Source organism: Gluconobacter aidae (genome assembly GCF_009547075.1).
GTDB lineage: Bacteria > Pseudomonadota > Alphaproteobacteria > Acetobacterales > Acetobacteraceae > Gluconobacter > Gluconobacter aidae.
The window spans coordinates 221,081-245,001 of record NZ_WIPH01000001.1; the positions used below are offsets into that span (position 1 = coordinate 221,081).

Annotated in this window: 17 protein-coding genes; 5 read left to right on the plus strand and 12 right to left on the minus strand. The window is 61.0% G+C overall.

Going from position 1 to position 23,921, the window contains the following annotated elements:
• Positions 1–10: 10 nt before the first annotated feature.
• The 12 genes from GFJ39_RS01070 to mutM all read right to left on the minus strand — a co-directional run bounded on the left by GFJ39_RS01070 (position 11) and on the right by mutM (position 18,343).
• Positions 11–2,587 (minus strand): cation:proton antiporter, encoded by a 2,577-nt coding sequence (locus tag GFJ39_RS01070; protein WP_153429161.1) that lies wholly within the window; start codon positions 2,585–2,587, stop codon positions 11–13.
• A gap of 49 nt (positions 2,588–2,636) precedes the next feature.
• Positions 2,637–3,257 carry a thiamine phosphate synthase gene (locus tag GFJ39_RS01075; protein WP_153429208.1) on the minus strand — a complete coding sequence of 207 codons (621 nt, stop codon included), beginning with the start codon at positions 3,255–3,257 and terminating at the stop codon, positions 2,637–2,639.
• 116 nt (positions 3,258–3,373) lie between these two features.
• Positions 3,374–6,268 (minus strand): FAD-binding and (Fe-S)-binding domain-containing protein, encoded by a 2,895-nt coding sequence (locus GFJ39_RS01080; protein WP_325062768.1) that lies wholly within the window; start codon positions 6,266–6,268, stop codon positions 3,374–3,376.
• A gap of 160 nt (positions 6,269–6,428) precedes the next feature.
• On the minus strand, positions 6,429–8,255 hold the full coding sequence (gene glmS, locus GFJ39_RS01085) for a glutamine--fructose-6-phosphate transaminase (isomerizing) (RefSeq protein WP_153429163.1): 1,827 nt from the start codon (positions 8,253–8,255) through the stop codon (positions 6,429–6,431).
• Positions 8,255–9,589 carry a bifunctional UDP-N-acetylglucosamine diphosphorylase/glucosamine-1-phosphate N-acetyltransferase GlmU gene (glmU, locus tag GFJ39_RS01090; RefSeq protein WP_153429164.1) on the minus strand — a complete coding sequence of 445 codons (1,335 nt, stop codon included), beginning with the start codon at positions 9,587–9,589 and terminating at the stop codon, positions 8,255–8,257. The genes glmS and glmU overlap by 1 nt, the downstream gene beginning before the upstream one ends.
• Before the next feature lie 104 nt (positions 9,590–9,693).
• A complete protein-coding gene (locus GFJ39_RS01095; RefSeq protein WP_153429165.1) occupies positions 9,694–10,485 on the minus strand; it encodes a DUF3108 domain-containing protein in 792 nt (263 codons plus the stop codon).
• A complete protein-coding gene (gyrB, locus tag GFJ39_RS01100; RefSeq protein WP_153429166.1) occupies positions 10,475–12,919 on the minus strand; it encodes a DNA topoisomerase (ATP-hydrolyzing) subunit B in 2,445 nt (814 codons plus the stop codon). Before gyrB ends, GFJ39_RS01095 begins: the two co-directional genes overlap by 11 nt.
• 85 nt (positions 12,920–13,004) lie before the next feature.
• Entirely contained in the window at positions 13,005–14,108 is a 1,104-nt protein-coding gene (recF, locus tag GFJ39_RS01105) for a DNA replication/repair protein RecF (RefSeq protein ID WP_153429167.1), read from the minus strand.
• Between the two features lie 13 nt (positions 14,109–14,121).
• On the minus strand, positions 14,122–15,246 hold the full coding sequence (gene dnaN, locus GFJ39_RS01110) for a DNA polymerase III subunit beta (protein WP_153429168.1): 1,125 nt from the start codon (positions 15,244–15,246) through the stop codon (positions 14,122–14,124).
• Positions 15,247–15,336: 90 nt separating this feature from the next.
• A complete protein-coding gene (gene dnaA / locus GFJ39_RS01115) occupies positions 15,337–16,776 on the minus strand; it encodes a chromosomal replication initiator protein DnaA (RefSeq protein ID WP_194285246.1) in 1,440 nt (479 codons plus the stop codon).
• A 325-nt stretch (positions 16,777–17,101) separates the two neighbouring features.
• Positions 17,102–17,371 carry a 30S ribosomal protein S20 gene (gene rpsT, locus GFJ39_RS01120; protein ID WP_011253998.1) on the minus strand — a complete coding sequence of 90 codons (270 nt, stop codon included), beginning with the start codon at positions 17,369–17,371 and terminating at the stop codon, positions 17,102–17,104.
• 138 nt (positions 17,372–17,509) lie between these two features.
• Entirely contained in the window at positions 17,510–18,343 is an 834-nt protein-coding gene (gene mutM, locus GFJ39_RS01125; RefSeq protein WP_153429169.1) for a bifunctional DNA-formamidopyrimidine glycosylase/DNA-(apurinic or apyrimidinic site) lyase, read from the minus strand.
• A gap of 30 nt (positions 18,344–18,373) precedes the next feature.
• Here mutM and GFJ39_RS01130 point away from each other — a divergent pair, with 30 nt between their 5' ends.
• From GFJ39_RS01130 to GFJ39_RS01150, 5 genes are all read left to right on the plus strand, one after another.
• Complete coding sequence (locus GFJ39_RS01130) at positions 18,374–19,162, plus strand: class I SAM-dependent methyltransferase (protein WP_153429170.1); 789 nt, start codon at positions 18,374–18,376, stop codon at positions 19,160–19,162.
• A gap of 4 nt (positions 19,163–19,166) precedes the next feature.
• The gene (gene coaBC / locus GFJ39_RS01135) at positions 19,167–20,357 is read left to right on the plus strand and encodes a bifunctional phosphopantothenoylcysteine decarboxylase/phosphopantothenate--cysteine ligase CoaBC (protein ID WP_153429171.1); all 1,191 of its coding nucleotides are present in this window, start codon (positions 19,167–19,169) and stop codon (positions 20,355–20,357) included.
• 29 nt (positions 20,358–20,386) lie between these two features.
• Complete coding sequence (gene dut, locus GFJ39_RS01140) at positions 20,387–20,842, plus strand: dUTP diphosphatase (RefSeq protein WP_153429172.1); 456 nt, start codon at positions 20,387–20,389, stop codon at positions 20,840–20,842.
• Positions 20,843–20,932: 90 nt separating this feature from the next.
• Positions 20,933–22,576: an ABC transporter permease subunit gene (locus GFJ39_RS01145; protein ID WP_153429173.1), complete on the plus strand. Its 1,644-nt coding sequence runs from the start codon at positions 20,933–20,935 to the stop codon at positions 22,574–22,576.
• Between the two features lie 25 nt (positions 22,577–22,601).
• The gene (locus GFJ39_RS01150) at positions 22,602–23,915 is read left to right on the plus strand and encodes an ABC transporter ATP-binding protein (RefSeq protein ID WP_153429174.1); all 1,314 of its coding nucleotides are present in this window, start codon (positions 22,602–22,604) and stop codon (positions 23,913–23,915) included.
• Positions 23,916–23,921: the final 6 nt, after the last annotated feature.

The following is a 23,921-nucleotide window of genomic DNA, read 5'->3' on the forward strand; positions in this document are numbered from 1 at the left end:
AAGACCGTGCTCAAGAAGAGGGTGAGACCAGATGACGCATTTCCGGAGCTGATGCCGTTGAGATGGCCTCGCCATCCAAGGTGCGGACGGTGACGGGCGCCAGCAATCCGTCCGCCCTTTGCTGGCTGCGCTGGATAATGAGACGCTGAACGATGGGATACGCCTTCAGCAGTTTTTCGAACACCGGACGCGGAATGGCGAGCAGATGGCTGAACTGCAGGGAGCGGACGGTTCCGGGCATGGTCTCGTCGCGGATGACGGAGGCCGCGCCGATCAGGTCTCCGCTTCCGAACAGCAGGTCCCGTTCCGCCAGATTGACTTCCGCCAGCCCTGCGACCTGCGCATAGACGACGCGCACGCGCTGCCCGCGTTTGAACAGGACTTCCCCAGGCGAGACGAAATGCATGGAGACCTTGCCCGAAAGCTTCTGAAGTACGCTGTCGGGAACGCCGTTGAAAGCCGGAAAGGCCCTGAGACGCTGCTCGATGCCGCTCTTGAGATTGAAGCGCAGGGGCGCATCCAGGCGGGCGCGCTGACGTTCGATTTCCCGGTGCAGTTCGCGGTGCAGCTCCTCGGAAATCAGGTTATCCGCTTCGAGTGCGTCATATTCCTCATCCTCCAGACGCAGGGCGATCTGGCGCAGGATGCGGCTTTCCAGCGCCTCGGAATAGCCGGAATAATGCAGGCGCAGCGTCTCCAGCGCATCGTCCAGAAGCTTGCGCTGGCGACCGAGTACTTCAGACACGATTTCCGTGATACGCGGGCCAAGCGTCGGCTCCATGCGCTGGCGGATGAAGCGCTGGAGTGATAGCGAAACGAGATGCGCGATGATGAGCATCTCGAAGCGCTCCATCATGCAGTTCGTCAGCGGCTCGTCGATATGCAGGCGGCTGTGAAGCTCCTGCGCGATCCGGAAGCGCAATGAGGGCTGAAGGCGGCGCTTGAGGGCCCGGACATAGCCATAGCGTCCTTCGAGACGCGCCCCGTCTGCCATGGCCTCAGCCGTGCGCAGCAGGGTCTCCATCACGCGGCGGGAAAGACCCTGAATGCGGAACAGGTCCAGCAGCAGGGAACGCTCCTGATTGGCGATCGTAATCAGGGCGATATTGACGCGGTTGCGGTCGCTCAGGGCGGATTCGAAATTGTTGGCCGCCCTCTCCTTTTCCGCGCGCCGTTCAAGGCGGCTGATGACGCCGGCGCGGGTCTGCTCACTGAAGCCCAGTTCCTCGGAAAGCTCCCGTGTGCGTTCCGCAACCTCACCGAGGCCGATGCCGACGATCTGCTGGCGGATGGCCTGATCGATGGGCGACAGTTGATCCAGCTTGAAGAACAGGACGAGTGCCCGCAGCGTGGTGCCGTTGACCAGAAGCGTGATGAGGACGAAGCCGGTGGCGATGATGCCGACGAAATGGGCAACGGGGCTGGAAACGCTCTGGTTCTCGGTCACGGCCAGTGCCAGCGCAAGCGTGATGGCGCCACGGATGCCACCCCAGGCCATGGTGGCCTTGAAGGGGTTGGGAACGGGCGGCGAGAGCTTCGTGATGGCAAGAAGCGGCAGCATTCCGAAAATCACGGCCGAACGTGCAATCAGTCCCGCGACGCTGGCGATTAGGATCAGTACGAAATCCCATTTCGTCATGCCGATCAGCAGCCGGGGCACCAGCATGGCGGCCAGAAGAAACACGAGAGAGCCGGCCCAGAAAACGAGCTGCTCCCACATCTCGTTCAGGAAGCGCCAGACCTGCGGCCGGAAAGTCGATGGCCCGTAAGCGGAGACCGTCAGCCCCGCGGCGGCTGTTGCGACCACGCCGGAAAAGCCGAGCATCTCATCGCACAGGATGTAAACGGCGTAAGGCAGTGCCAGTGTCAGCGTGACTTCGGCAGCCGCTGATCCCCCCAGTCCTGCAATCAGCAGCAATGTGAGACGCGCCAGACAGACGCCGACCACGATGGCCCCGATGAAGGCGGTGAGGAAGTCCATCAGAGCATCGGTCAGATGGATCTGGTGATGCGAGGTCACCGCCGCCAGAAGGATCGAGAAGATCGAAATGGCGGCTGCGTCGTTCAGAAGCGCTTCCCCCTCGACAAGGCGCGTCAGACGCGAAGCCGCACCGATTTCACGGAAAATCCCGGCCACGGCGGACGGATCGGTCGTCGCCACGATCGATCCCAGAAGCAGGCAGACGACGAGGCTCTGCCGGGCAAACGGATAAAGCGCGAAGCCAATGGTGGCGGTCGAAACGATGACAGCGACGACCGCCAGCAGAAGCACGGTTGCCGTTTCATGGGCCAGACGCCGCACATCGATGGCCATGGCTCCCTGAAACACCAGAACCGGCAGAAAGATCAGCAGGAAGGCTTCGCTGTTGACCGGGAAATAGATCAGCGCCTCGGCCGCCCCGTCCAGCAGATCGGTCGCAGATGAGCGCACGATAAGGGACGCGACAAGGCCGAGCCCGATCCCGGTCAATGCCAGCAGGACAGCTTCGGAAATCTCGAGCCGTTTCGCGAGGGGCTGGATGATGCTGACAAGCGTGAGCAGGAACGCAAGCGCTAGGAGTACGGCTGCCAGTCCTGTCACCATCATCGTTGTCTCGGCTCCTTCATGTGGTCGTCTTCAGACGACTTGGCGTGTTTCAAGTTGGTGCCGTCTCCCGGGAGACGGCGTCGAGCCAGCGTCGGACCTGCTCTTCCGGGTCCTGGTGACCGATGAAGTCGCTCATGACGGCAACGGTATCGGCACCGGCCTCAAGGCATTCCGCCAGCCGGGGCACGGTAATGCCACCAATGGCAACCAGCGGAACATTGCCGCACAGCCCGCGCCATTCTGCCAGTTGTTTCAGGCCCCGCCCGGTCAGTGGCACGCCCCGGAGCTGCGTGGACCAGACCGGGCCGAAGGACACATAATCCGGCTTGCAGGCGAGTGCCGTCTGCAGCTCTTCATGCGTATGGGTCGAGACGCCAAATCTGATGCCAGCGGTCCGGGTCGCGTCGAGATCCGCCGTTTCCAGATCTTCGGGGCCAAGATGCAGCCATTCATAGCCCAGTTCGATAGCCGTCTGCCAGTAGCGGTTCAGTGCCAGAGAAACATTGAAACGTGCGGCCAGTTCCTGTGCCAGCAGGGCCTGCGCCCTGATCTCTTCTTCCGGCAGATCACGCAGATAGAGTTCGATGAAACGCAGGCCCGCTCCACCAAGCCGTTCCACCCAGCGCGGATGGTCGACGACAGCGTAAATCCTTGATGGAAGGGAAGACATCACATTCGTACTCCACAGGGCCTGCACGAGGAGCCGCGCATCATCGGACAGGTAACAGTGTTACAGTTTGGACGGGGCGCGTCCAGAGGCGCTTTACCGTTATCAACGCCCTGATTTCAGGACCGTTCCTGCAACGCGGAGATCAATGCTTCCGCCGGGTGGGAGGGGCGATGACCGGCCATGCGCTCGGTCTGGCAGCGGCAGGAAAAGCCAGTCGCCAGGACCGGCTGCTTCACTTTCCCTGCCCAGTTCTGGTCAAAGATCAGGCGGGAGAGGCTCACCTGCTCTTTCTGGTGTCCGAACAGTCCGGCCATGCCACAGCATCCGGCCTTTCCTGCCTGGACCGGCACTCCGAAATGCCGAAGGATGAAGGTCCAGTCCCCCGCGCTTTCCGGACGGACAGCCTGCTCCGTGCAGTGCGAGATGACCGTCAGGGATTCCGCCTTGCCCACAGCCTGCACCTGCGCGAACGTCCCCCGCTCTATCTGTCCACGCAGATAGTTTTCGAGCGGAAGAACGGCCGGGATAGGTGTGTCGCCTGCGACTTCCCTGTATTCCTGCGTGAACATGAGCCCGGTAGCAGCATCCAGAGAAATGACCGGAATACCAAAAGTCGCCAGACCTCGCAGCTTCCGCAAGGTCTGACGGGCCGTAACGCCAAAGCCCCTGCGGAAGCCCAGAACGTGCCGGGCCTTGCCGTTGTTCCAGACGGGCGTGACTTTCACGTCCAGCCCAAGCGACGTCAGAAGCGCATGAACCTTCTCGATGAGGCCACCGTCAAAGCTGCCGGTAAAGGAATCCTGCATCAGGATTACCGCCCGCGGGTTATGACGGTTGCGACGCAGCCAGGTGCGGCTGACCCGAGTGTCGGCTCCCAGTCGGGCAGGCTTCAGATGCGGAAGATCCACCAGCCCGATCCGCGACAGAACCGTCTGCGAGAGAGGATTATGCATCAGGAGATTGACCAGCGCCGGAGCCTCTCTTCCGACCGTCAGCAGGGGCTCCAGCCAATAGACAAGATAGTCGCGAACCGGCCTGCGGTTGTCGCGGAAGTAAGTTGCAAGGAACTTCGAGCGCATGGACGGAATATCCACACGGATCGGACATTGCGTCGCGCAGGCCTTGCAGGACAGGCAGGTGTCCAGGGATGCCTTGAGTTCTTCCGTGAGAACCGGGAGCATCCCCCGGTCAGGCGCGTTGTCCGGCAGGGAGCGCAGCCTGGCCCAGCTCCGGAGCAGCAGGGCACGCCCTTTCGGGGACTGCGACCTGTCTTTCGTGGCTTTGTAGGACGGGCACATGGCCATGTCCGGCTCACGGTTGAAACAGGCGCCATTACCGTTGCAGCTTATCGACAGTGCGTAAGGCTCACGGAATGCGGGAGTAATATCTTCGTCGAAACTGCCCTTGAACGGGATGCCGTCAATGCGGTCCACGGGATAGCCCGCGCCACCTGGTGCTAGTTTGCCACGGTTGAAAATATCTTTGGGATCAAAGACATCCTTGATCCGGCAGAGTTCCGCAAACAGCGTTTCACCGAAAAACAGCGGTGAGAACTCGCCGCGAAAGCCCCGCCCATGCTCGCCCCAGAGCAGACCGCCATGACGTTTCGTCAGAGCAACCACCGCGTCTGAAATCGGACGGATCAGGGCACGGTCCTGCGGTGTGAGCATGTCCAGAAACGGGCGGACATGCAGGCAGCCGACATCGGCATGTCCAAACATGCCGTAGGACAGTCCGTAACCATCCAGAATATCACGGAATTCGCTGACATATTCAGGGAGAACTTCCGGAGGAACGGCAGTATCCTCGACGAACGGAACACCCTGTTTGTGACCGTCCGGCTGTCCGAGAAGACCAACCGATTTTTCCCGCAGCGTCCAGAGGTTCGCGATGATTTCCGGATCAGAAATTACTTTATTATCAATTGGTTTGTGCGGAGAGTTCGCAAGTAGGGTGACCGCATGGGCCATCTGTTCCTGCAGGACGTCCAGATCATCCCCGACAAACTCGACGAAGCTCATACCCTTGACCGGGAGCGCGGATCTGGTGCCAAGAACGCGTTCCAGTGCGTGCCATGTCACGTCCTGCTGGGCCTTGGCGAGAACGCGGTCATCCAGCACTTCTACCGCAGACGGATTGGCTGGCAGAAGCGTCTGAACATCACGTAGGGTATCGTTGAAGCTGGCATAGCGAACGACGATAAGCTGCCGGTATTTGGGCAGACGTCTGACCCGCAGGACGACCTTCTTGGTCAGGGCAAGTGTGCCTTCCGAGCCGGACAGGAGCCGTGCGATATGGAAGCTTCCGTCCTCAAGCAGGACGTTCTGAAGATTGTATCCTGTCAGACCACGGTTCATGTCCGGAAAGACGCGTCGGATCTCGTCCGCCTGTTCCGTGACAACCCGATGGACTTCGCGATAGACGCGGGCGGCAAGCCCTTTCCCGCTCATTGCCTCTTCTAATTGTGGGGCAGTCAGTCGGCCGACCTGCAGGTCGGTTCCGTCCGAGAGCACGACGTCCATCGTTTCTATGTAGTTGGAAGTTCGGCCATAGATGCGCGACCCCTTGCCGGACGCATCCGTCGCAATCATCCCGCCGATCGTGGCTCTCGTGGCGGTCGAGACCGTAGGGGGGAAGAAAAATCCGTGAGGCTTCAGGAAGGCATTAAGGCGCGCAAGAATAACGCCGGGTTCAACCGTGACCGTTCCCGCCTCGGCATCGAAATCCAGGATCCGGTCCAGATGGCGGGAGACATCAACGACGATGCCATCCGTCAGCGACTGCCCGTTGGTGCCTGTCCCGCCACCACGGATCGCAAGGGTCAGTTCACCACCTGCGGCAGCGCGGACGGCCCGGTTGAGATCTTCCTGCGTGCGTGGATGAATAACGGCGGCCGGAAGGCGCTGATAGATGCTGTTATCGGTGGAAGAAACCAGCCGCGACGAGACCTGAAGGTTGATATCGCCTTCAAATCCCTGCTCGTCCAGTCGCCTGACAAAAGCTTCGCGCACAGTGATTTCGGAGGCGCTGGGAGAGAGCCCTGAATTCCCGATCGGTTTTCCGGATACTGCGTCCCCACCCATCTTAGCCTCTCCTTCAGCCCGCCATGCATGATGCCATTGTGATGTCCGCGTGATGTCCGCCAAAAAACTTCCCTGACAGGGCAAGCCTTCACTCGACCGTAACGGATTTGGCGAGATTACGTGGCTGGTCCACGTCCGTCCCTTTGAGAAGGGCCACTTCATAAGCCAGCATCTGAACAGGAATGGCATACAGGATCGGAGCCACGAAAGCGTCCACATCCGGCATGATGACAACCTGTTCCGCCACGCCCTCAAGACGTTTCGCACCTTCTGCATCGGTGAAGGCAAGAATGCGTCCGCCACGCGCCTTTGCTTCCTGAAGATTGGACAGCGTCTTGTCGAACAGGATCGTGGACGGTGCGATGGCAACGACAGGAACGGTCTGGTCGATCAGGCTGATGGGACCGTGTTTCAATTCACCTGCCGCATAAGCTTCAGCGTGAATGTAACTGATTTCCTTTAATTTTAATGCACCTTCAAAGGCGATCGGCGTGCAGATCCCGCGTCCCAGATACAGGACGTCGCGGGCCTGCGCGACAACGGCCGCCATCGCCTGAATATCCTTTGTGCGGGTAAAGACTTCGGCCGCGCGGGACGGCAGATCCAGCAGGCTGGCTGTCAGACGTTCTTCACGGGCCTGATCCATGGTGCCACGGGCCCGCGCGAAGTCGATCGCCAGAGCCGCCAGAACGGAAAGCTGGGCCGTGAAAGCCTTGGTAGAGGCTACGGAGATTTCCGGCCCGGCATCCATACCCAGAACAAGATCGCTTTCACGTCCCATGGTTGAATGTTCGACATTCAGCACGGAGACAATGCTCTGCCCGGACTTTTTGAGACTCCGAAGCACCCCGAGCGTATCAGCGGTTTCGCCAGACTGGGAAATCAGCAGCGCCACGCCCTTGTCCGGCTGCGGCGGCTCGCGATAGCGCATTTCGGACGCAACATCGATTTCCACCGGAATGCGCGCCAGGGATTCCAGCCAGTACCGCCCCACCATGCCGGCATAATAGGCCGAGCCGCAGGCCGTGATGGTGATCCGCGGTACCTGTGCCGGATCGAACGGCATTTCCGGAAGGGCGATGCGCTTTGAAGCCGGGTCGGTAATGCGCTTCAGCGTCTGTCCGATGGCGACGGGGTGTTCATGGAGTTCCTTTTCCATGTAATGCCGGTAGCCATCCTTGCCGACCTGTCCCGCCATGAAGGTCAGGTCCTGAACCGGACGGCTGACTTCAGCCCCGGTCATGTCAAAAATCGTGACATGACCGGGGGTCAGTTCGCACCAGTCGCCATCTTCCAGATAGGTCATCTTCCGGGCCATCGGGGCCAAGGCAATGCTGTCGGACCCGAGGAACATCTCGCCATTGCCATAGCCCACCGCCAACGGAGCACCATGGCGCGCGCCAATCAGCAGACCTTCATGATCCTTGAAGATCATGGCAATGGCATAGGCGCCTTCCAGCCGCTTGATCGCAGCAAAGGCTGCTTCCCGAGGCTCCAGCCCCTGCCCCAGATAGTCATCGACCAGATGGGCGACCGTCTCTGAATCCGTTTCCGTCCGGAATACGCGCCCCTTCGCCTCAAGTTCTTTCTTGAGTTCGGCGAAGTTCTCGATGATGCCGTTATGGACGATCGCTACCCGACCGGCCTCATGAGGATGAGCATTGTTTTCCGTGGGTGCGCCATGCGTGGCCCACCGCGTATGCCCAATGCCGGTCGTTCCAGGCAGCGGGTGTTCTTTCAGCACATGCTCCAGATTGTCGAGCTTGCCAGCCGCGCGACGGCGCTCAATGTCTCCGGACGCGGTCAGCGTGGCGATGCCTGCGGAATCATATCCGCGATATTCAAGGCGACGGAGCGCCTCGAACGCGATCGGACTGGCAGGCTGATGTCCAACAATTCCGCAGATACCGCACATCAGCCCTGTTCCTTCCGAGCTTTGAGAGACTGTTTGATCTGAAGGCCCTGCCCGCTTTTCAGCGTCTGCCGTGCCCGGCCCAGAGCCAGATCGCCAGGAGGAACGTCATTGGTGATGACGCTTCCGGCCGCGATGAGAGCATCGTTCCCGACAGTTACAGGAGCCACGAGGATGGAGTCCGAACCGACAAACACGCGCTCGCCGATCGTGGTCCGGTGTTTGAACACGCCATCGTAATTGCAGGTGATGGTCCCTGCTCCGACATTCGTGCCACTCCCGATCGAGGCATCGCCCAGATAGGTCAGATGATTGGCCTTTGCGCCCTCACCCAGTTCCACATTCTTGAGTTCGACGAAATTGCCGACATGCGTCTGCGCGGCGCAGAGCGTGCCGGGGCGCAGTCGCGCATAGGGACCGATCATTGCGCTTTCCCCGACCTCGCAGCCTTCCAGATGGGAAAAGGCACGAATGAGGGCTCCGGAACGGACCCTGACGCCGGGGCCGAAGAAAACGTTCGGCTCAACCGTTACATCTGCTTCGATGATGGTGTCGGTGCTGAGGAAAACAGTTTCAGGAGCAACAAGCGTAACACCCGCATCCATGGCTGCATTTCGCAACCGGGTCTGAAGCGTCGCTTCGGCGCGGGCCAGTTCAGAACGGGAATTGACGCCCGCCAGTTCGGCTTCCGGCGCTTCCACGCAAACGACCGGTCCGGCTTTTGCGGCCATTTCAACCACATCTGTCAGGTAATACTCGCCTTGGGCATTGTCGTTGCCGACATCCGCAAGCCAGGTTCGGAAATCGTCGGCTCCGGCACACATGACGCCCGCATTGCACAGCGTGAGGCGACGCTCTTCTTCCGTGGCATCCTTGAATTCGACGATCTTCACAACCCTGCCGTGATCCTCGACAATCCGGCCATAACGCCCCGGTTCCGCAGGCCGCATTCCAAGAAGAGCCAGACTGGCGCCTTCCCTGCGTGCTGCCAGCAGGCGTTGCATCGTTTCTGCCGTAATCAGCGGATTATCGGCATAGAGAATGGCCACATCGCCATTGCCGAACAGGTTTCGCGCCGTGTTGGCCGCATGGGCCGTACCAAGCCGCTCGATCTGCGTGACGGTTTTGAAAGGACGGACGGCCTTTTCAAGTTCCGGCATATCCGGGCCGGTGACGACGACCACGTCATCAAAGACCTTTCGGGCGGTTGTAATGAGATGGTTGATCATCGGCTGATTGCCCAGACGATGGAGCGCCTTTGGCAGACGGGATTTCATGCGCGTGCCGAGGCCCGCGGCAAGGATGATGGCAGTGGTGCGATGGGTGCTGTCGGTCATGTCCCGCCCGGGGTATCCAAACCGCGGGTCCGCGTCAAACGGAGCCCGCAGACTGTGTCATCACTTCGAATTGCCGATTATTGCAAGACGTTCGAGTGCTCCGTTCAGGGAGCTACGGCGTGTTGCATGACGACCATGACACGCCCGAGTTTGGGGTGGTTGAACTCGATCCGGACCGGGACAAGTCCCAGACCGTCAATCTTTCTGAACCAGACGGATCCTGGCTGGGGAGAGGCCAGTTTTGCCCTGTTCGGAGAGTCCTTCACAAAGCCTGCAAGCTGGCGCCCTATGAAATCACAGCGCAGGGCCTGTCCGGAATAGGCCTCGTCCTGTCCCTGCGGGATATCTGCCATGACAGGGCCATGGACGATCATTTCACTCAGCCGGAGCCCGTCAAAAATGATCTGCGTTCCGTCGCATTTCCCTGTCGTCGAAAGGGCGTGCAGCAGATGCGCCATGCCGCTCAGGGTATCGACCGAATGAGGCAGGGCGCTCTCGGGAATCGGTTCGCGGTCGGTTTCCGGAGGCTGGAGATCCATTACTTTTGGAATGTCGTTCGAGAACTCCAGCCGGACATGGCGGTGCTTGCCACGGGAAATGCCGCCACTGTCAAACAGGATCGGCTGGGCGTTGCCGTCAGGCGCGAACTTTCCCTGAACGCGGGATGTCACATCCATGGTCACGAACCAACTGATCAGGCCCGCTGGCTTGATCTGCGTTCTGCCCCCATAGCCCCAGGGCTGGAGCTGATAGGATGCCTGAGCATTCAGGACGTGAAAACCCTTGAGGTAAACCGCGTAGGTGGCATTGACAAGCCCCTCAGCCCGGGCTGGCGGCCAGCCCAGCCCGGCCATCAGGACAAGTGCAGTCCCTGCGACAAGCCTCTTAAACGTCAAGATTGGCGACTTTCAGGGCGTTGCCGACAATGAAGTCTCTGCGGGGTTCCACAACGTCCCCCATCAGCGTGGAGAACACCTGTCCGGCATCTTCCACGTCCCCAACCCGGACCTGCAACAGGGTACGGGTCGCAGGATCAAGCGTGGTGTGCCACAGCTGTTCGTCGTTCATTTCGCCCAGGCCCTTGAAACGATTGATGGTCAGGCCGCGACGGCCCTGAAGCAGAATGCGCTCCATGACGGCTGCGGGACCGAACAGTTCATAAGCCGTGGGGTCAAGCGTGAGCGTCACGGGTTTTGCGAAATCGCGGGCCAGATGCTCCCATTCCGACACCAGCCAGCGGGCTTCCGCCGAGCGCAGGAGCGAAGGTTCGATCCGATAGACTTCGCCTACGCCACGGACGGAACGGGCACATTCCAGACCGGTTTCCGAAATGGAGACCTTCCAGCCCCGCTCGTTGGGCAGCGAAGCCCCATCCAGACGCTGCTGGAACTCAGGCATCCGCGATGTCGCAACAGCGATATCGCTGTCCAGAACACCCGAAATGGCTGCCTGCTCCATGACCCAGACGGGAACCTTGGAAGCAATGCTCTGAAGGCGACGGGCGGCAGCCGAAAGGAACGCGACTTCCTCCGTCAGAGGTTCTCCTGTCAGTTCCCGGCCATCCGCAAAGCGCAGGGAAGCATTCGCCAGGGCCTTGTCCAGCAGATACTGCTCAAGAGCGGCATCGTCCTTGAGATAGCGCTCTTCCTGACCGCGCTTGGCACGATAGAGTGGCGGCTGGGCGATATAGAGATAGCCCTGCTCGATCAGTTCCGGCATCTGACGGAAGAAGAAGGTCAGCAGCAGCGTGCGAATATGCGAACCGTCGACATCAGCATCAGTCATGATGACGATCTTGTGGTAGCGCAGTTTTTCGGCCGAGAAACCGCCCTGATCGACCTCCCCCCGACCGATGCCGGTGCCAAGCGCCGTAATCAGCGTTCCGATTTCAGCCGAGCCCAGCATCCGGTCGAAACGGGCGCGCTCGACGTTCAGGATCTTGCCGCGCAGCGGCAGGATGGCCTGGAAGCGACGGTCCCGTCCCTGCTTGGCCGTGCCACCAGCGGAGTCACCCTCAACGATGAAGATTTCAGCCTTGGAGGCGTCACGCTCCTGACAGTCCGCGAGCTTGCCTGGAAGTGAGGACACGTCCAGCACACCCTTGCGCCGCGTCAGCTCACGCGCACGCCGCGCGGCTTCACGGGCGCTGGCGGCGTCGATGATCTTGGCGACGATGGCCTTCGCTTCCTTGGGATGCGTCTCGAACCAGTGGGAGATCGCATCGGAGGCCGCGGCGTGAACGACAGGTTGGACTTCGGACGAGACGAGCTTGTCTTTTGTCTGGGACGAGAACTTCGGATCCGGCACCTTTACGGACAGGACGGCGGTCATGCCTTCGCGCATGTCCTCGCCCGTCAGCGATCCGGCCTCACGCTTGGCCACACCTTCTGCATACTTGCCCACAACGCGCGTCAGGGCCTGACGGAAGCCGGCCAGATGCGTGCCGCCATCGCGCTGCGGGATGTTGTTGGTGAAGCACAGCATCGTCTCGTGATAGCTGTCGTTCCAGGTCAGCGCGAACTCGACGCGGATGCCGCTTTCGGGATTGTCGATCTCGCCCGTAATGGGGGGGGTGACGATGGAAGTTTTTGAAGAATCAAGCCATTCCGCGAACGCGCTCAGACCACCATCATAGTGGAAGCGCAGTTCCTTCGGCTCGGCATGACGCTCGTCGCGCAGGACGATCAGCATTCCGGAGTTCAGGAACGCGAGTTCGCGGACGCGGCGTTCAAGAATGGAGAGTTCGAAATCGACCTTCGTAAAGGTCTGCTTGCTGGGTTTGAACGTGACCAGCGTGCCCCGGTCTTCCGTTGAGGGGCCAATGACATGCAGGGCCTCGTCGCGCTCACCGTGCTGGAAGCGGATCTTGTGCTCCAGACCATTGCGCCAGATCCGTACTTCCATCCATTCGGACAGCGCGTTCACCACGGCCGCACCCACACCGTGCAGACCACCGGAAACCTTATAGGAGTTCTGGTTGAACTTGCCGCCGGCATGCAGCTTGGTCAACACGACTTCGGCGGCGCTGATGCCTTCTTCTGGGTGCAGGTCGGTCGGAATGCCGCGGCCGTCGTCGCGGACCGAGACAGAACCATCCCCGTTCAGGGTCAGAATGCAGTATGTGGCATGCCCGGCCTGAGCTTCATCGACGGCATTGTCAATGATCTCGAAAACCATGTGGTGCAGGCCCGAACCGTCGTCCGTATCGCCGATATACATGCCCGGACGCTTGCGGACCGCATCCAGCCCCTTGAGTACCGAAATGGACGAAGCGCCGTAATCTTCACCGTCTGCGCCTGGGATTTCGGGCTGGTTCTGGGTCTCTGACATGCGCGTGACGGTCTCCGTGGTACTCTGAAAAACTGTTGGATCAGTATAGCCTGCGCCGGACGGTTAGGCCAGCGGTGGGCATGCGTCAGGCGGGAGATATGCTTCCGTTTCCGACCGAAAAAAACTGGGCCCGCCCCTCAAGTGCTGCAAAGGGTGCGTAGTCCGTACCGGTGATCAGAACGGGTGCCCGCAGTTTTTCGAGGCTGTCGAGAAGTGCATGCCTGCGGGTCTCGTCCAGATGCACCAGAGGTTCATCCAGCAATATGGCCGGAGCATGGCCCCGCTCCTGCGTCATGAGCTGCGCATGGGATAGGATCGTGCCGGTCAACATGACTTTCTGCTGCCCGCTGCTGGACAGTTCGGCCGGACGTCCCGTGGCTGTATCCGAAAGCGTGAAATCGGCCCGGTGCGCGCCGATGGACGTGGTCGCGCGTTGTCGGTCTTCAGTTCGGGTCTGTTGAAGAGTGTTTCTGATCCAGTCTTCAACATCCAGTGCGGACTGACGGGCCAGACGGCTCGATACGGCGCAGTCCAGATGCAATGTACTGGTTGAAAATCCATTATTCTCAAACGGATGCGCGTTCATGCTCTCTATGAGCGCCAGGCGGGCAGCGGTGGCCGCAACCGCATGACGGGCGATGGAATCCTCAATGGAAGCGAGCCATGCCGTTTCGGTCGGACGGTCGGCCAGAACCCTGTTCCGACTGACAACCGAGCGATCATGGGCGGCAATCTGGCGGCCATGATCGGGAGACAGCGCCATGACCAGCCGATCCAGAAAACGCCGACGGCCGCTGGAGCCTTCCTGAAAAAGCCGATCCATCTGCGGGGTCAGCCAGACACAGGAAAACCTCTGGCCGATCGCGGCCTGAGAGCGGATGTTTTCCCCATCGAGCCGGAATGTCCGACGCTGCTTTTCGCTTAACTCACTTCCTGTTCCGATTCTGAATTCATCCAGACTGGACTGGAGCGTCGCCGCAACGCCCCATCGTTCGGCGCCGGTACGACACAGAGCGGGAAGTGGTGCTCCCCGTAATCCGCGCCCCGGAGCCAGCAGGGAAACGGCTTCCAGCAGATTGGTCTTTCCGGACCCGTTCTCTCCCGTCAGGACCAGAATGGAAGCATCCGGAGTCCAGACGGTGTGGGTATAATTCCGGAAATCCGTCAGCGCGAGCCGGGTCAGTTTCAATCGTGGCTCGTGCTCAGACCCGCATGGGCATCAGGACGTACAGCGCCGAAGGTGACGCCGTGTCACGCACGATGGTGGGCGCGGAACTGTCGGAAAACGCGAATTCCACTTCGACGTCGATCTGATCGGTGATGTCCGTCAGATAACGCGCCTGAAAGCCGATTTCGATCGGTGCCGCATCGTAGGAGACGGCGTTTTCATCCAGTTCCTCATGCGCCACGCCCTGATCGGGGCTGGTGGCGGAGAGGTTCAGCATATTCTGCGTGACAGAGAGTTTGACCGGGCGTGAACGCTCCTGACTGATGGCCGCGACACGACCGACAGCCGCGGCGAAATCGCGCTTGCCGACGCGCAGGATACGGTCGTTTCCTTTGGGAATGACGCGCTCATATTCCGGGAAAGTGCCGTCGATCAGCTTGGACGTCAGGAGAACCGGACCGGCCTGGAACTGGATGCGGGTGTCGGACAGCGACACTTCCAGATCGGCCGCCCCTTCATCGAGCAGCTTGCGCAGTTCGTTGATGGTCTTGCGCGGGATGATGACACCCGGCATGCCGCGTGCGCCTTCCGGAAGTTCTGTCTCGACGCGGGCGAGACGGTGGCCATCCGTGGCCACGGCCCGCAGCATCGGGAGGGACCCGTTTTCTGCAACGTGCAGGTAAATACCGTTCAGGTAATAACGGGTTTCTTCGTTGGAAATGGCGAATTTGGTACGGTCGATCAGACCACGAAGCGTTGCAGCCGGGATCGAAAAACGATGCGGCAGATCACCAGCGACCATGGCCGGAAAATCATCAACCGGCAGTACGTTCAGGCTGGTGGCATAACGACCGGCCCGCAGGGCAAGCGGAGCCTCGCTGTCCTGATGGTCGAACTCCAGTGCCACGCCGTCAGGCAGCTTGCGGACGATCTCAAAGAGCACAGCAGCCGGAACGGTCGTGGAGCCGGAGCGCTCACCGCTCGCGGGAACATCTTCCACGACGGCGATTTCCATGTCCGTCGCCGTCAGGCGCAAAACATCATCCTGATAGCTCATCAGAACGTTGGCCAGGATGGGAATGGTATTCCGCTTTTCCGCAACGCCGTGAATATGCGCCAGAGCCCGTTGCAGCAGGGTACGGTCAACCTTGAATTTCATTCCGAGCCTCGGCGAAGATCTTGAATTAATTGAGAGAACCTAGCAGACCCCCGCCCCTCGGGAAAGAGAGGGATCGGAGGTCTCGCGGGGTCAGCCTTCCAGCATCCGGCGTAGCAGTTCCACGTCCTCGGCGAAGGACGTGTCCTGATCCATCAGCTCGGTCACGCGGTTGACGGCGTGCATGACGGTCGTGTGATCGCGGTTGCCAAACTTGCGTCCGATTTCCGGAAGGGACCGGCTCGTCAGCTGCTTGGCCAGATACATGGCAACCTGACGCGGGCGTGCTACGGCACGGGCACGGCGGGCCGAGGACATGTCCGTAAGCCGGATGTTCCAGTGCTCGGAAACCTTGCGCTGGATTTCCTCGATCGTCACGCGGCGATCGTGCGCCTTCAGCATGTCCTTGAGAACATCCTGCGTCGTATCAAGCGTAACCGGACGTCCAACCAGATCAGCATGGGCAATCAGGCGGTTCAGCGCGCCTTCAAGCTCACGGACATTGGTCGTGATCTTGTGGGCGAGATATTCCAGAACCTTGGACGGAACATGCGTGCCCGATGCCTTGGCCTTGGCTTCCAGAATGGAAATGCGCAGCTCGAAGGTCGTGGCGTGGATATCGGCGACCATGCCGCAGCCCAGACGGGTCCGCAGACGGTCTTCAAGGCCGGAGAGGTCGGACGGACTCTTGTCGGCACTGACAATGATCTGGCGACCTGCATCGACGAGGGCATTGAACGTATGGAAGAATTCTTCCTGCGTGTTGTCCTTGCCTATCAGGAACTGGAGATCATCGATCATCAGCACGTCAACGGACCGGAGCTGTTCCTTGAACTCCATCGTGGACTGCGAACGGATCGCCGCGATGAAGCGGTACATGAACTTTTCCGCGGACATGTAAGCCACGGAGACCTTTCCGGTCCGGGTCAGCTCCGTTCCGATGGCGTGCATCAGATGGGTCTTGCCGAGGCCGACTCCGCCATACAGGAACAGCGGATTGAAGCCCGGGCTCGATGGTTTTTCAGCCACGCGGCGGGCGCAGGCATAGGCAAACTCGTTGGGCTTGCCGACGATGAAGGTATCGAACGTGAAACGCGGATCGAGAGGAACGGCCAGATCGCTGCGACTCTCGGGGGCAGCAGCCTGTGGCGCGAGCTCATGCCCCTCGGCCGGGTCGTCTTCTCCCTCCTCCGTGTCTCCCATGGAGACTTCCGGCAGCCCACGGTTGACCTGAAGCTCGACCCCCTTGATGTCCTCGCGCTCGGTACGCCAGAGCGTCTGAAGGCGCTCTTCATACTGGCTGCGGACCCAGTCACGCAGGAAGCGCGTGGGCAGATAGAGGGTCAGTTCATCTTCTTCGAGTGGGCCCAGAACGATCTGCCGGAGCCATGTCCGGTATTCGACCTCGCCAACCTCACTCTTCAGTTTCTCACGAACGCGGATCCAGGCGGTTTCCAGCGGTGTCGTCGAACCGGGGGCGGAGGCGCTGGCGTCCAGATACTGAGCGTTTTCCACCATTATACCCCCTTTCATATCCATATCCCGCACAGGGCAGGCAGTTGTTGTCGGTCCCTGCGCACAGGGTGATTGTGCTCTCGACGAAAAATCAGCAGCAGAAAAGCCGACGAGTTTCCGGAGAGCCAGAGCAGCCGATACTTTTTTGTCGAACGTCCAGAATAGGCATCCGTTTTGCCCGAGGCAAGCTGGAACACGCAGGGCTCAGCGGGATGTCATGAGGGTGTTCCTCATAAGCAACCCAAGGATCAGGCGCCCGGAGAAAGTTTCAGGGATGCAGTCAAAAAAGAACGCGCTCCTGGCAGGGAGCGCGTTCTTCAGTTCCGACCCGAAGGTGAGAAACTCAGGCGGTTGCCAGAGCCTTCACGCGGGCGGACAGACGGGACAGCTTGCGGCTGATCGTGTTCTTGGCAATCACGCCCTTGCCTGCCGCGCGCTGCATTTCCGGCTGTGCTACCTTGAAGGCTTCCGCCGCAGCAGACTTGTCACCGGCCTGGATGGCGAGTTCAACCTTCTTGATGAACGTACGCATACGGGACATGCGGGCGACGTTGCGCTCACGGCGACGTTCGTTCTGACGGATACGCTTGCGGGCAGAAGCTGTGTTTGCCATGGATCTTTCGGTTCAGTTTGCGTTTTGGTCGCGTAAATGGTTGGCGCCGTCTACTCTGTCCGGACGGGTCCCGTCAAGCGTTTTGCACATTTTACACAGGATGGGGGCATCTTCCTGTCGCGCCGCCTATCTCTGGGCCTATTTCTGACAGGTCGGACAGAAGAACGTTGACCGGCCTGACTGCGTCATGCGCTGGATCGGACTCTCCGCGCCGCAGTTGGGGCACGGAGCGCCTTCACGTCCATAGACGAGATGCAGGTCCTGAAACCCGCCTTTCGTGCCGTCAGCCTGCACATAGTCGCGCAGGGACGATCCTCCGGACGCGATGGCCTGCTCCAGGATCTGCGGAACGGCCTCTGCAAGGGCGCCGGTCTCTTCTTTCCTCAGGGTACAGGTCCGTCGTTCGGGATGAATGCCGCAGCGGAACAGCGCCTCGCACACATAGATATTGCCAAGACCCGCGATCAGCTTCTGATCCAGCAGCGCGGATTTGATCGGCGAGCGCCTGCCCCGGAACAGATCCGCCAGTGCCGGACCGGTCATGGCATCCGAAAGAGGTTCCATTCCCAGATGGGCCAGGAGGCGGTGACTGTTCTCTTCAGACGTCTGAATCAGATCGACCATTCCGAAGCGCCGGGGATCGACAAGCCCTGCCCGCGCGCCGCTGTCCGTCTCCAGAACCAGATGTTCATGCGCTGGCGGAGTCGCATTCGTTCCTGCTCTGCCGATCGTGAGTCGGCCCGACATGCCTAAGTGCAGCAGCATGCTCCACCCGTCCTCAAGACGCATGAGAATATACTTCGCACGCCTGCGGAACGAGAGAACGTGACGGCCTTCCAGCTTTTCCCGCAGATCAGCGGGAAACGGCCAACGAAGGTCGGGGCGATTGACGGAAACATGGCTGATTCGGTGCCCTTCGAAGGCATCACGAAATCCGCGCATGACGGTTTCGACTTCTGGAAGCTCTGGCATGGCTGGCCTCAACGATATATCGATTGCCCCATGACCGATAGCGCAGAACACAACGCCTCGCCCTTCCAGTCCTCCGCACACGCCGAGGACACCACCGATTTCGGCTACCGGAGTGTTCCGCGCGGCCAGAAGAAGACGATGGTCCGGGAGGTGTTCGAGAGTGTCGCCGGGAAATACGACATCATGAATGACGTGATGTCGCTGGGCATTCACCGCGTCTGGAAGCGCATTTTCGTGGGCATGCTCAATCCGCGCCCCAACATGAAGCTGCTGGATCTGGCGGGCGGTACGGGTGACATCACCTTTGGCTGGCTCCGTGCCGGCGGTGGCCCGGCCATCCTGTCCGACATCAATGCCGCCATGCTCTCCGTGGGACGGGACCGTGCCATCAAGGCCGGGCTGATCGGCAAGATCGAGGTCTGCGTCGTGGATGCGGAAGCCATTCCTTTACCCGACTGCTCCGTTGATCGCGTGACCATTGCCTTTGGACTGCGCAACTGCACGGACAAGTCGGCCGTGCTGCGTGAGGCGCGCCGCGTGCTCAAGCCGGGCGGCCGCTTCTTCTGTCTGGAGTTCTCGCAGGTCGAGATCGCGGCGCTCGCGCCGATCTATGACATGTGGTCCTTCCAGGTTCTGCCCAAGATGGGACAGATCATCGCCAAGGACTCCGAAAGTTACCAGTACCTCGCCGAGAGCATCCGCATGTTCCCCGATCAGGAAACGCTGGCGCAGATGATGCGTGATGCCGGGCTCGAGCAGGTCCAGTACCGTAATCTGTCGGGTGGCATCGCCGCCATCCATTCCGGCTGGCGTCTGTAAGACCATGCGCCGCGTCCTGCTGATCGTCTCGGGAGGGATCGCGGCGTTCCGGGCACTTGAGCTGATGCGGCTGCTGCGGGCTGAGGGCATTGCCATCACGCCCGTCATGACCGAGGCCGCCAAAGCCTTCGTCACGCCACTCAGCCTTGAGACGCTGGCGGGCGAGCGCGTGCATGACGCGCTGTTCGAGCCGACGCAGGAAAGCGAGATCGGCCATATCGCCCTCGCCCGGAGCGCGGATCTCGTGGTCGTCTGCCCCGCCACTGCCAACATCATGGCGCGCATGGCCCATGGTTTTGCCGATGATCTGGCGACCACGCTTCTGCTCGCGACCAAATCCCCCATCCTGCTGGCCCCGGCCATGAATGTGCGGATGTGGGAACACCCTGCGACACAGGCTAACCTGAAAGCTCTCGGGGCGCGCGGCGTCGCCGTCGTCGGGCCGGACGTGGGAAGCATGGCCTGCGGAGAAGTCGGCGCGGGCCGCCTGAGCGAGCCGTCCGTGATCCGCGATGCCATCCTGCATATCCTGACGCCGGACCGCTCCCTGGCCGGACGCCGCATTCTCGTAACGGCAGGCCCGACCGTCGAGCCGCTCGATCCCGTGCGGTTCCTGTCCAACCATTCTTCCGGCCGACAGGGCTACGCTATTGCAGCGACGCTGGCGGCACGAGGCGCGGCCGTCACACTGGTCAGTGGGCCGGTTTCGATCCCTGCACCAAAAGGCGTTCACCGCATCTCCGTTCAGACCGCCCGCGAAATGCTGGCGGCCTGTGAAACGGCCCTGCCGGTCGATGCTGCCGTCTGCACAGCGGCAGTCAGTGACTGGCGTGCAAAGGAACTGGCGCCGGGCAAGATCAAGAAGACCGGGGACGGACCGCCCAGACTCGAACTGGTGGAAAACCCCGACATTCTGGCAACGCTCTGCCGTGCCGCCCAACGCCCGCGCCTTGTCGTGGGATTTGCCGCCGAGACGGATGATGTTCTGGACAACGCCCAGGCCAAACGTCTGCGTAAGGGATGTGACTGGCTGGTTGCCAATGATGTGCGACAGGGCGTGTTCGGCACCATGCGCAATACCGTCAGCCTGATCGACGACAATGGCATTCAGAGTTGGCCGGAAATGGATAAGACAGATGTTGCGGAACAGCTCGTGCAGAGGATTGCGGCGTTCTTCGCTGATCCGACTTCATAGGCATTGCGATCCGGGATAAGACAGAGGCCATGACGACAGACCTGATTGATGTGCGCATCACGCGCCTGCCTCATTCCGAGGGCCTTCCCCTCCCCGCCTATGCCACTGCCGGTGCCGCGGGATTCGATTTTCTGGCGGCTGTGGACGCGCCTCTGACGATCGCTCCGGGTGAGCGCGTTCTGGTGCCGACCGGGCTGTGCATCGCCCTGCCGCCCGCCTATGAGCTTCAGGTGCGTCCACGCTCGGGGCTGGCTCTCAAGCACGGGATTACGCTGCCGAACTCGCCCGGCACCATCGACGAAGACTATCGCGGCGAGCTTCGCATCATCGTCATGAATGCGGGTACCGAACCCTTTACCGTCGAGCGTGGCACCCGGATCGCGCAGGGTGTGCTGGCCCCGGTCTCCCGCCTGCGCTGGACGGAAGTCGAGACGCTGGACGAGACGGTGCGTGGCGAGGGCGGCTTTGGCAGCACCGGCCACTGATCCGGCCGGTGACATGCAGAAAACACTTGAGCCTTCCAGACGTCTCTTTCTAACCTCTGGTTTCCATCAAGAGGAAGGATCGCGCGCATCATGACGGGCAGCCCGATGGCCATGCCCATGCGGATCATGCATCGCTGGCGACAGCGCATGAGCGGTATCGAGCTTTCGATCCTGTTCTGTGCGACCGCTTTCGCACTTCTGGTGCTGCCCCGCGTTTCTGTCGCACCTGTCCTTTCCGCCATGTCACCGGCTGCTCCCCTGCCGTTGTGGGAGATGGCGGGGCTGACCTTCCTGCATGTGCTCCTGTCCCTGCTGATTGTGGTGGCGGCATCGCTGCTTCTCTCGGGGGCGGCGTGTCAGTGGCCCCGTTTCAGGGCATTTCTCATCCCCGCCCTTTCTGTCGCCCGTGCCGTTCCGGGCCTCGGATTGATCGGGATTCTGGCCGCCGTTTTCCCCCCGGCCCTGACCATCATGCTGGTTGCCGCGTCCAGCATGATCTGGCGGATCGTGACGGCCGTGCTTGACGCGGAAGACACGCTTCCTCCCGCGTTTGATGAAGTCGCGACCGGCCTGCGCATGACGGGCTGGCAGCGTTTCTGGCGCCTCCAGATGCCAATCGCCGTCCCGCTGACGACGTTCAGGGCCATGCAGGCCATGCCGGCTTTCTGGGTCCGGCTGCTGTCCGCCGAAGGTCTGATGATGCTGATGGGCCATCAGGCAACGGGCGGATGTGGTGCGGCCGCCCTGCAGGCCATGCTGGATCATCATCCGTTCCGGATCGTCGAAGTCTCCGGGATCATTCTTCTGCTGATCCTCGTGATCGATCAGGCTCTCATGCGTCCCATGGTGGGCTGGGCGCAGCGATATCGGCCCGAAGGCACGTTCGAGGAACGCTCCCGTCCGCAGTCCTGGCTGCTGAAGGTGTGGCGGCGCACAAAGCTCATGCTCTGGCTCAGCGGAGGCGTGAGTGATGCTCTGATCTGGATCGGGAACTGGCGCCTGGGCCGTCCGCGCAGCATCCTTCCAGAGTGCCACAGGACAGTCCGGGAGCTTCCAGAGGCGCTCCTGCCTGTCGTGTCCCTGTTTCTTCTGGTTTATGCGGTCTATCACGTCGGCCTTCTGCGGCAGCTCCCCGCGGATCTGGTCGAGAGTGTGCTGACGCTTTCGCATGTCTGCGGGACGCTGCTCCTGTGTGTGCTGGTCTGGGTTCCGCTGGGTCTTCTCATCAGCGAGCACGGATCTTCCCTGCGCAATGTCTGTCGGATGGCCGTGATGGCCTGCGGTCTTTTTCCGGCCGTGCTCCTCTATCCGCTCTGTCGCGAACTGGGGCTCGATTCCCCGGTCATTCTGCTCTTTCTGGGCGCGCACTGGCTGGTCGGGATTGTCGTGCTCGACGCGGCGAAAGCCATTCCCTCGGGTCTCAGACAGGTCGCGGCGGGCCTGCGGTTGCGGGGTGTCCTGCTGTGGCGGCGCCTTCTGCTGCCAGCCATCGCGCCGGAGCTTTGCGGCGGGCTGCTGACGGCGGTGGTGCCGGTCTGGAATGAAGTGATGGTGGCTGAGGCTTTCGTGCCGTCCGATAGCGGTCTTGGGGCTGCTCTGCTCTCAGAGGCCCTGAGCGGAGCCGTGGCGGCGCAGATCCTCGCGTTGATGCTGCTGACGCTTCTATCCATGCTGCTGGATCGACTGGTCCTGCAACCTCTCGCCGTGAATGCGGCCCAGAAATATACAATCTGAACTCCAGGCTGAAATCCACAGACCCATGAAATCTCTCCTGTCCCTTCGCGAATGTCGCCAGACCTATCTCAAGGAGAGCAGCACGGATCTGGTCGTGCTCGATCATGTCAGCTTTGATGTGCGGACAGGTGAAATCCTGGGGCTTCTCGGGCGCTCCGGCTCCGGGAAATCCTCTTTGCTGCGGATCATGGCCGGGCTGACGCAGCCGATGTCAGGACAGGTGTTCTGGCAGGGTGCGCCCGTCACCGGGCCACTGGACGGTGTGGCGACGGTCTTTCAGTCCGGAGCGCTTTTCCCCTGGCTGACCCTGCGACAGAATGTGGCGCTGGGTCTGGAAATGCGCCGCCTGCCCCGTGCCGAGCGCGAAGCCATGACCGATGCCGCCATCGAGGTCATGGGGCTCGAAGGCTACGAGAACGCCTATCCGAAAGAGCTTTCCGAGGCGCTCAGCCAGCGTGTCTCCTTTGCCCGGGCGCTTGCGCTTCAGCCATCCCTGCTCCTGCTGGACGAGCCCTTCTCGGCACTGGATGTCCTGAGTGCCGAAAACCTGCGGACCGATCTGATCGAATTGTGGGACGAGAAGCGCCTGCCCCTCAAGGCCATGCTTCTGGCGACGCACGGGATCGAGGAAGCGGTTCTGATGTGTGATCGCATCCTCATTTTCTCGTCCAGCCCCGGCCGTGTCACGCATGAGATCGCGGTTCCCTTCCCCCATCCGCGTAACCGCGACGACGAGGATTTCCGCCGCTTCGTGGACCAGATCTATGCGCTCATGACGCGCCGCGCGCCCATCGTCTCCGAGGCGGATCCGATCCAGCCATCTGTCGCCTCGGCCACCGCGCTTCCGCCCTTCTCCATCGTGCTGCCGGATCTGGCGGTCGAGGTTCTGGTCGGACTGATGGAAGTGCTGGAAAGTGAGCCGCTCTCAGGACGGGCCGATCTGCCCGAACTGGCACAGCGCCTCCAGATGACGCTGGATGACCTTTTGCCGCTGGGTGAGTCGCTTCAGCTTCTGGACCTGGCGGAGCTTGAGGATGGCGACATTCTGCTGACGCCCGATGGTCAGGCTTTTGTCGAAGGCGATTCAGATACCCGCAAGGACCTGATGCGCAAAGCGCTCCTGCATCACCTGCCCCTTCTCCGCTCCATCCGCAGTACGCTGGACGAGCGTTCGAGCCACACCGTGGATGCGGCCCGGTTCCGCAAGGCCATGGAAGAGAGCATGTCACCCGATTATGCGCGGCAGACCCTCACCACGGCCATCGGCTGGGCCCGCTATGCCGAACTGTTCGACTACGATGAGGAGTCCGACCGCTTCCATCTGGAAAACGAGGAATAAGCCTCT